Consider the following 1,126-nt stretch of genomic DNA (forward strand, 5'->3'; position numbering starts at 1 on the left):
ACAATAAACAGATAGCACCCGAACGCGGCCTCCAGCGTCCGCTTCGACATCGCATGCGCGGCTCTCACGCCGAGCGGCGCGGTGACGAGACTCATCGGCATCACCAGCACGGCGCCGATCAGCGAGACATAGCCGAGCGCGAACGGGATTTGCAGAGCTGCGATGCCGGGATAGGTCGCCGCCGCAGGCCAGCCGGCATAAATGTAGCCGAACGCGCCGGGGATCGAGATCAGCACCGCCAGCGCGGACGACGTCGCGACCGCCTGATGGATCGGCCGGCCGTAGAAGGTCATCAGCAGGTTCGAGAACAGGCCGCCGCCGATACCCATCAGCGTCGACAGGATGCCGACGCAGAAGCCGTAGATCCGCATCAACGGGCCCTTGGGCAGATCTTCGCCGAGCTTCCAGGTCTCGCGCGCGAAGATCAGCCGCACGGCGGCCGACCAGGCGACGCAGACGAACACGATCTTGAACAGCCGCTCCGGCGCGTAGCGCGCGACCACGCTGCCGGCGGCGACGCCGATCACGATCGGCAGCCACCAGACGCGCAGGATCGCCATGTCGACGGCGCCGCGCTTGTAATGCGCCTGGAACGAACGGATCGAGGTCGGGATGATCACGGCGAGCGAGGTGCCGACGCAGAGCGGCATGCGCACCTCGAGCGGGACGCCGGCAATGCGGAAGCATTCGTAGAACACCGGCACGAGAATCGCGCCGCCGCCGATGCCGAACACACCGGCCAGGAATCCCGAGAGCGCGCCGGTTGCAATCAGCAGCAGCGCGAGTTCGACGATCTCCCTGATATCAAGTCCCGCCATCAGCACGTCCAAAGGCTGTTCTCGAGGACACAGGGATAGACCCTTTCGTACTTCGCTACTATCGGCGAGATTAGGCAGACTGTCTTGCTGAAAACGGAAGGATGGCCATGGACCAGCTCGCGGCAATGGCGACCTTTATCCGGGCTGTCGACACCGGCAGCCTGTCCGCGGCGGCGCGGTCATTGCCGAGCTCGCTGACGGTGGTGAGCCGGCAGATTTCGGCGCTTGAGCAGCACTTCGGCACGCGCCTGCTGGTGCGTACGACGCGGCAGCTGGCGCTCACGGACGAGGGCCGCATGCTCTACGAA

General features: G+C 65.5%; 2 protein-coding genes. One reads left to right on the forward strand and one right to left on the reverse strand.

Annotation, left to right across the window (positions count from 1 at the left end):
- Positions 1–821, reverse strand: an 821-nt coding sequence (locus tag AC1D00_RS42305; RefSeq protein WP_477014804.1) for a sulfite exporter TauE/SafE family protein, incomplete at its 3' end; no start/stop codon positions are given.
- Between the two features lie 104 nt (positions 822–925).
- On the opposite strand from AC1D00_RS42305, the gene AC1D00_RS42310 reads away from it, so the two are divergent.
- Positions 926–1,126 (forward strand): LysR family transcriptional regulator (locus AC1D00_RS42310; protein WP_477014803.1); only part of this gene is annotated, 201 nt, incomplete at its 3' end.

It is taken from the genome of Bradyrhizobium sp. P2_E8 (genome assembly GCF_056403875.1).